The sequence below is a fragment of the Acidimicrobiia bacterium genome (assembly GCA_016650365.1).
GTDB lineage: Bacteria > Actinomycetota > Acidimicrobiia > Spongiisociales > JAENVV01 > JAENVV01.
Genome location: JAENVV010000082.1, coordinates 1 through 7,607, shown reverse-complemented (window position 1 = coordinate 7,607; position 7,607 = coordinate 1). Strand labels below are relative to the sequence as shown.

At 60.6% G+C, this 7,607-nt stretch carries 7 protein-coding genes; 3 read left to right on the top strand and 4 right to left on the bottom strand.

Features of this window, described 5'->3' with window-relative positions:
- Positions 1-100: 100 nt before the first annotated feature.
- From JJE47_04840 to JJE47_04830, 3 genes are all read right to left on the bottom strand, one after another.
- The gene (locus JJE47_04840) at positions 101-3,790 is read right to left on the bottom strand and encodes a tetratricopeptide repeat protein (GenBank protein ID MBK5266740.1); all 3,690 of its coding nucleotides are present in this window, start codon (positions 3,788-3,790) and stop codon (positions 101-103) included.
- A gap of 210 nt (positions 3,791-4,000) precedes the next feature.
- On the bottom strand, positions 4,001-4,201 hold the full coding sequence (locus JJE47_04835) for a cold-shock protein (GenBank protein MBK5266739.1): 201 nt from the start codon (positions 4,199-4,201) through the stop codon (positions 4,001-4,003).
- 87 nt (positions 4,202-4,288) lie between these two features.
- Complete coding sequence (locus tag JJE47_04830) at positions 4,289-4,666, bottom strand: DUF302 domain-containing protein (GenBank protein MBK5266738.1); 378 nt, start codon at positions 4,664-4,666, stop codon at positions 4,289-4,291.
- A 160-nt stretch (positions 4,667-4,826) separates the two neighbouring features.
- On the opposite strand from JJE47_04830, the gene JJE47_04825 reads away from it, so the two are divergent.
- Both JJE47_04825 and JJE47_04820 read left to right on the top strand, forming a co-directional pair.
- Entirely contained in the window at positions 4,827-5,219 is a 393-nt protein-coding gene (locus tag JJE47_04825; GenBank protein MBK5266737.1) for a hypothetical protein, read from the top strand.
- A gap of 1 nt (position 5,220) precedes the next feature.
- Positions 5,221-5,991, top strand: coding sequence for a hypothetical protein (locus JJE47_04820; protein MBK5266736.1), 771 nt, complete (start codon positions 5,221-5,223; stop codon positions 5,989-5,991).
- Between the two features lie 232 nt (positions 5,992-6,223).
- Here the strand turns inward: JJE47_04820 and JJE47_04815 are convergent, their stop codons facing one another.
- Positions 6,224-6,916, bottom strand: a complete 693-nt coding sequence (locus JJE47_04815; protein ID MBK5266735.1) for a hypothetical protein — start codon at positions 6,914-6,916, stop codon at positions 6,224-6,226.
- Positions 6,917-7,053: 137 nt separating this feature from the next.
- Between JJE47_04815 and JJE47_04810 the strand changes: the two genes are divergently transcribed.
- A partial coding sequence (locus tag JJE47_04810; GenBank protein MBK5266734.1) for a hypothetical protein occupies positions 7,054-7,607 on the top strand: 554 nt, incomplete at its 3' end.

The window sequence follows — 7,607 nt, the reverse complement described above, 5'->3', positions numbered from 1 at the left end:
TAGACGTAAAAAACCTGTGCGGGATCGGTCGGTCGCCTCCGACCGGTCTCGCCTAGGAGTCTCTGACTGTGTGCGAAGTCGGGGCCGTTACGGCACCTGGTCAGCCGGTGCGGAAGACCGGTCGGGCCTGGATGCGTAACTGTCCGGCGAGTTCTTCCAGTCGGTCGTTCTCTACGTTGAATAGGCGGGCGTCGACTTCGACGACGGCGTAGCGCAAATGCAAGGCGCCGACCTTCTCGGCCAATTCACGCGCCCTCGCGAAGGTGACTCTCGTGTTCTCGGAGCCATCGGCACAGAACATGGCGTAGCACTGGAGGGTGACAAGGCGGGCGTGCAGGGTGGTGTCCTCTATGTCCCCTTGTAGTGTCTCGTTGATCAGATCACATGCGTCGTCGATGTGGCCGGTGATCAGGGCTACCTCGGTCCGGGCCAAGGCAACGTCAACGCGATACTGGGTGGCGTTGGCTTCCTCGGCGACCGATAGGGCTCGGTCGAGCATGGTGTTGGCCTGTTCGATGCGGGCAAGCCGCGAATGGAGACGCCCGAGGGCGATCCGGGTGACGGCTTCCCCGACCTTGTGACGGGCGCCCCGAAAGGCCGCCAGGGTCTCCTCCAGGAGCGGCTGGCCCTCTGCAAACCTGCCCTGCTCCAGGTACAGCTCGCCGAGGTTGTAGCCGGCCAGTGCTCTGCTCAAGAGGTCCCCGAGTTCCCGGGTGGTTTCGCGATTACGAAGGTGGTATTCCTCGCACGCCTCCCAGTCGCCCTTGTAGAACGCCGTATAACCCAGGTTGTTCAAAGCCTTCGAAATGCCGGCCTTGTCGTCGATCTCCTCATAGATGTGCAGAGCCTGCTTGCCCTGTTCCTCGGCCTCGGGAAGACCGGCATCGGACGAGGCCAGTGCCATGATGTGATAGGCCCGGGCTCGCTGAGGCGGATAGCCCTCGGGACCGGCCTGCTCGATTACTTTGCGGCACCAGCGGGCAGCTTCTTCTGGATGCCCGGTGCGAGTCTCCAGCCCGGCAATGGCAAGCATGGCTTCAAGTTGGTCAACGGTCGCCGCCTCGTCAGAGGCCAACACTGCGTCGAGCCGTTCCCGACCGATGCCCGGGTTACCGAGCTGGATGTCGACGAGGCCCCGCTTGCGGGCCAAACGATTCCGGGTCGCCCCGTCGCTGACCAGGTCCTCGGCTTTGGTGTAGGCGGACTCGGCTTCAGGAAACATCCCGGCGCTGTCATGGGCGTCACCGAGATGCTCGTAAATGTCGGGTAGTTCCGCTGGCGGGGTCGACATGGACTCGGCCGCCTCGATGGCACGCCGCCAGAGTTCGCTTGCCTTGACCAACTCGAAACTGTGTTCGGCTCGCACGGCGGCCTGCCGGGAGTAGTTGGCGGAGCGTTCCCAGTCGTGGGCGAGGTGGTAGTGGTAGGAGAGGTCACCCACGAAGCGTTCCGGACGTCGCCGGGCCCGCTTCTCGATCGCATTGCCGACCAATTCGTGAATCTCCTGACGGCGGCGCTGGGGCAGCATGCTGTACGCAACGTCTCTGACGAGCGGATCTTTGAACTTGAGTTTCCCGATGACGGTGCTGTCGATAAACCCGGCCAACCGGTTCCAGGACTCCGAATCTTCGATGGCCGAAGCAATTTCGGGTAGGAGGGAGGCGAGAATGTCGATACGCGCTTCGTTGCCGAGGACGGCTGCGTACATGAGGAGTTGTTTGTCGCGAGGGTCGAGTCGATCGAGCTTGGCCAAAGCGGCGGCTTCCACCGATTCGGGGACGGTGCCACCCTCAACCGCGCTGAGCGTCAACTCGCTCAACATGTGCGGGTTGCCCTTGCCACGTTCAACGATGAGGGCGATCGACGAGGCGGGCAGTACCCGGTCGTCGAGAACCCACCGGACAAATCCCTGGGCTGTGGCGTCATCAAACGGAGCGATCTGGACAACGGTTACGGTCGCTCCCCATTCAGGATCGGATTGGGAGGTGAGGATGAGCGACCATGGGCGATGTTCGACTTGCATGACTACTTCATGTAAAAAGGCTTGCGATGCTTGATCGGCTAGGTCGAGGTCTTCGACCAGGATCACCGTTGGCTCGTTCCCTCCCGCTGCGCATAGGAGCTCAGCCGTGATCCTGGCCATCCGGGCCGCCACAAACTCGACACCGAGCGTGTTCGTGGTTTCGGTTCCCGGCAGCTCGATTGACCAGTTGCGAGCCAACAAGGGCAGCCACTCTGTCAGCTTGGGCCGGTGTTGCTTGACGGCTGCCGTGAGCTGTTCGACGGTTGAGGCACCTTGTTCGATCCCGGCCAAAGCGGCCATCAGGCCCTTAGCCGCCGCGTGGGTCTGACCGCTGCCCAGGGCTACGGTGATTTTGCGAACTTCCGGATGAATTTGTTCGAGAGCGACCTTGGCGAGGTGGCCTTTACCGATGCCGTCGGCCGCTACCAGAGCAAGCACGGTTCCCGAACCCGCTATGCCTTTCTCGACGAGCCGGGCAACGTGGCGCAGTTCGGTGTCGCGACCGAAAAGAGGGATGGTGGCTACTGCCGTGTCGGTGATCTCGGAGGACAGGATTTCAAAGGGTGACACGTCTTTGGATTTGCCCTTGAGGGAAATCGGCGCCAACCGGTTCGTTTCGAAAGCGCCCCGGCTCCGTTCTAGTGCCGCTTCGGTAATCAATACCTGGCCGGCGTGAGCAGCCGACGCGAGGCGGGCAGCGAGGTTCACGGTGTCACCCATGACGGTGAAGACCCGACGGGAAGGGGCACCCAGGTCGCCGGAGAAGACGTAGCCCCTGGCGCACCCGCCGGATACCTTGAGGTGGTGGGGGCGAGCGACGATTGCGTGTAATGCCAAAGCCATTTCCTCTTCGCCGCTGGACCGGCGAGGAACCCCGGCGGCCAGAATGAACTTTCCGCCGTCTTTGTCGATGTCGTTCGACACATATGCCACATCGAATTCCTGACAGGCGTTGGTAACGGCCTTGAACAACGACTCAAGCGATACCGCCCGATCTGATTCGTCGAGCGCGGCCAGACCGGAGAACTTGACGAACCCGATCGAGGCCGGTCGGTGCTCGCCTTGTTGGAGTGTCAACGTGAGCAGATTACGGAAGTCCGGTGAGATGAAGTCCGAGAAGGATGCGTCTTCGGTAAACGTCAGATCCTCCGGTTCGTCCAGCAGGGGAGCGCTATCCGGGTCGGCTTTCAATTGCCAGAAGCCAGAGGGATCTTTGGTGGCGACGTTTGAGATCTCCTCGGCCAGAACCGGCGACACGAAAATCTGGCCTGCCGTCGCCCCGGATTCGGCACCGATGACCTCGTCGACGGTTGGTCCCGAGAGGATCATCTCGCGATGCTCACGTCCGATCACGTTGACGTTGATGTCGCCGCTGGCTATTCCGATCGAAATGTTCAAGTCGATATCCCCAGCGTCGATATCCCCGATCGCATCGCGCATGTCGATGGCTGCCCGGCAGGCCCTGCCTGAATGGTGCTCTTCGGTGAATAACGCGACGAGGGCGTCGCCCCCGAATCTGAGCAGGTCGCCATGTTCGAGAAAGACAATCTCGACGAGTTCGGCGAAAGCCTCGTTCATGACCGACGTTACCTTTTCGGACCCGCCGCGGCCCATCTCGATCGCCAGGCGGTCCGACAGGGCAGTGAACCCGGAAACGTCAGCGAAGATCAAAGTTCCGTGGACCGATCCCGACGAAGCGGTCGGTCGTTCGCGCAGCCAGTCAAAGACCAGTCGCGGTAGGTACAGCGCGTGTTGTGGTGCCGCCATGGGGATGCGTGCTCCGTGTTCTTCCCAGAGATTCCGAGGCTACTCGGAATCTCTGGCGACCGTACAGCAGTTTCCGACCCGTTCGACGATTGCCTGTACGATGTTCACCGATTCTTGGGAGCGAGTATCGACTGGGAGATCCGGGTTAACAGAAAGGGGCCGCTCGGATGAGCGGCCCCTTTCGCAAATAAGGTTCTTAAGCGGTAGTCGCTAGACGACCCGAACGTTTTGGGCTTCATCGCCCTTACGTCCGGCGCCAATCTCGAATTCGACCGTTTGGCCTTCTTCGAGCGACCGGTAGCCGGCGCCTTCGATATTGGAGTAGTGGACAAAGACGTCTTCGCCGTCTGCTCGCGAGATGAAGCCGAAGCCCTTCTCAGCGTTGAAAAATTTCACAGTTCCCTGTGCCATTGCGATTTCACTTCCTAAAAGAGCAGCCAATCTTCGGCCGCTATTAGGAACAGTCTACGGCTAGATCCCAATTGTCCAAAACGAGTCTTAGTTCTCTAGTGTCGAAAGAGCCAGAATCAGGCGTCGTTTGGCCTCAGAAGCGACCTCGGCGAGGGCGGCATTGTCGGTCACTCCCGACATGAGTTCCGGTTCCATGGCGGCCACGATCGTGCTGCCACCCGATTCGTACACCGCAACGTTGCAAGGCAAGAGCAGGCCGATTCCTTCTTCGATCTCAAGAGCCTGGTTGGCGAGTACCGGATTGCAGGCCCCGAGGATTCGGTAGGGCGCCCGGATGACATCGATCTTCTTCTTGAGGGTTTCGGCGACGTCGATTTCCGTCAAGATGCCGAACCCTTGCTCGGCGAGCGCCGAGCGAATGGCGGCCTCGGCAGCTTCCATCGACAGGTCGGTACGAACGGTCATGCCATATGAGTGGGTTTCCATGAACTACCTTCTGGTTGGTGAGATCAGTATATGCGTTCTTTCGCATGTGATGAATTTTGCAGGCTTTACAAACTTCTGATTTCTGGTTCACGGGCCTCAGACCTCCGTTCTCGATAGTTGGGGAGAGAAAGGAGTTCTGATGCGAATATCAATCGCCATCGTCATGGTCATGCTGCTGTCGGCCTGTAACGCCGGATCAGGTCGGTATCTCGCTGACCGGGGCGACTCATCGACGTCGACCACTTCGTCTTCCCAGCTGGTGTTGCCAGTCGCTGCGGATGCGGATCAAGGTCCCGAAGGTACGGAGACCGGCGATCAGGGTCCTGACCCTGCTGCAGGTAGTTCAGGCATCGGTTCGACCGTCCCGGGTACCAGCGGAAACGCCCCGGCGGTGACGACCACGACGACGGTGGTTGCCGTGACCGTCGACCCACAAGAGGTTGAGAGTGCTCTCGCCGAATTTGACGAACTGTTGGGTTCGTTGGTGTCAGCCATCTCGTCCATGGATCAAGCTTTCGAACAAGGAGAATGACATGAAACGATTCACAACTGCCCTACTGGTGGCACTCATGATGGCCATGCCGAGTGTGGCCATGGCTCAGACCGATACGCCAACCGACGAACGAAACCGCGAGACCGTTGCCGATCAATCCACGGATCAACCGACCGACCAGCGGACCGACCGGGCCCGCGACCTGGAGAAGGCCAAAGCAGCTGTCCTGCGCTCGATCGACGTGCGTATCGCGGCGCTCGATGCGGCCCTGGTTCGGGTTGAAGGAGCCGCCCATCTGACGGCCGCCCACCAGGCAACCCTGACCGCTGATTATCGGTTTCATCGAGACGAGCTTGCCAGCTTGCGTGGTGAGGTCGAGGCTGCCGAAACATTGCTCGAACTGGCTCCGCTGGGTAAAGCCGTGGTCGAAGAACACTGGATCTTTGCTCTCCAGATCCCCAAGGGGCGCTTGACCAACGCCGCAGACGTGGTCGCTGGCGTCACCGTCAAAGCCGGACGGGTCAGCGACGAGCTCACCCAGGTATTGGCAAGACTTGAATCCAATGGGATCAATGTCGAAAAGGGATGGGAACTTCTCGAAGACTTCAACGCCGAAGTGGCCGACGCCCAACAGTTGGCCGCCCCGATTCCTGACATCGTGCTGGCGATTCAGGTGACCCAGATGCCAGGTGCCAAGAGCACGTTGGATTCGGCTCGAGCTGATCTGCGACACGCCCATGGGTCGCTAACAGAAGCCCGATCGATCGCCAGAGAACTGGTCCAATTCATTCGCTCGGTGGTCGACTTCTAGACCGGCCCCACTTTCCACGCTGACGTCCGGTACGCCCTTTTCGGGCGTCGGCGTGGTTAAGGACCAGTGCCCGAGGGTGATCGGGCCTGCTGCGTAGTATGTCGCTCATTTGCGGTTCGAACTGGGGCGCATGGCCGGGGCGTGTGGTGTGGATCACCCTCACAGGTGCACGCCAACCAGATCGAAATCATCAATGGGATGATGGCCAGTAGGACCGCTCATGAGGTCTTTATCAACCGTTAGCGAGGCGCTCCTCCAGGATGGTTACCCGCCGGATGAGCGCCGCCAGAGTGTCCGAGGGCACGTCCATACCGGTCGTGAGCATGCGCCAACCTCGTCGGAGCTCAAGGGCCATGTTGCCGAGTCTCGTCAAGACGAAGACGAGCAGGAACAAACCGACGATCCAGGCAATGGCCTTGGCCCACCCGACGACGGTGTCACGTACCGAGCCTACGAACCCGGTGGTCTCATCGGCGATGCCGCGCACTTCGCCCGGCACCCGGCCGACCGCGGTCAAGCCTTCCAGGTTGGTGCCGAGGGACTGGCCGGCAGCTTCGATGCCGTCGGTCAATCGTTTCACCTCGACTGAACCGGGCAGGGTCACGTCGATGTCGGGAATGTCATACCCGAGGACCGTTGGCAATGGGACCTGGAGGTTGCCGATGTCACGGATGGCGACCACCTGGCGGCTGACCGCATCGCGAACCCCGACCGCGTAACCCCCCAGGGTCGTCAGCGCGTCGGTGGCTCCCGAGACGCTATCGCGGATATTGTCAACCCGCGCATCAACCTCGACGCGGTAGGACTCCGTGGCTGCCTCGACGGCGTTGATGGCCTGGTGGGTGGCGAACCAGATGGCCAGAAATGCCAATAGCGGGGCAAGCACCCGGATCATGATGAGAAGGCCGCGCACTCGTACCCACATGGTTGTCCTTTCGTCGACCCATCGACGGTACCCGATTCGAATCGCAATGGGGCGTTTCCCGTCAGGAGTCCGGTTTCGACAGGTACATATACTGGTCGGAACGGTAGGGTTGGAAGAAGCCAGAAGGGGGCCCTGTAGTGAAACTGATCCGGATTACCGCACTCATGCTCGTACTCGCCGCCTGCGGGGGTGGCACAGATGTAGTGGACGATCCAGCGACCACCATAACGTCGGTTGTCACCGAGGTCACGGTGGCTGAAACCACCACCACCATGGCCGAGACACCGACGACCGTGGCTTCCCCGACTACCACGGTTGCCGATGGTGCGCCTGCATCATCCTCTGACCTGGCCGCCTTCCGCGAAGCGGCTGTCCAGTCCGCCGCGGCGACCTCAGGACGATTTGAGGCGAGTTTGATGCTGGCGGCCACCCCAGAATTGCCCCAAGCGTTCACGATTTACATGGAAGGATCGTTCAATCCCGAACGCCTTGAGATGAGGATGGACATGAGCGAGGCCTTTGAAGGCGCGGCCGCCACCGAAGGCATCGACCTCTCCGCCTTTGGAGATCTGTCCGATGTTCGGTTCATTTTCGACGGGGATACTGCCTACATGAAGTTCCCGATCTTTGCGATCATGGGTGTCACCACCGACTGGGTTCAGCTGCCAAGCGACGATGCGATCAATACGGC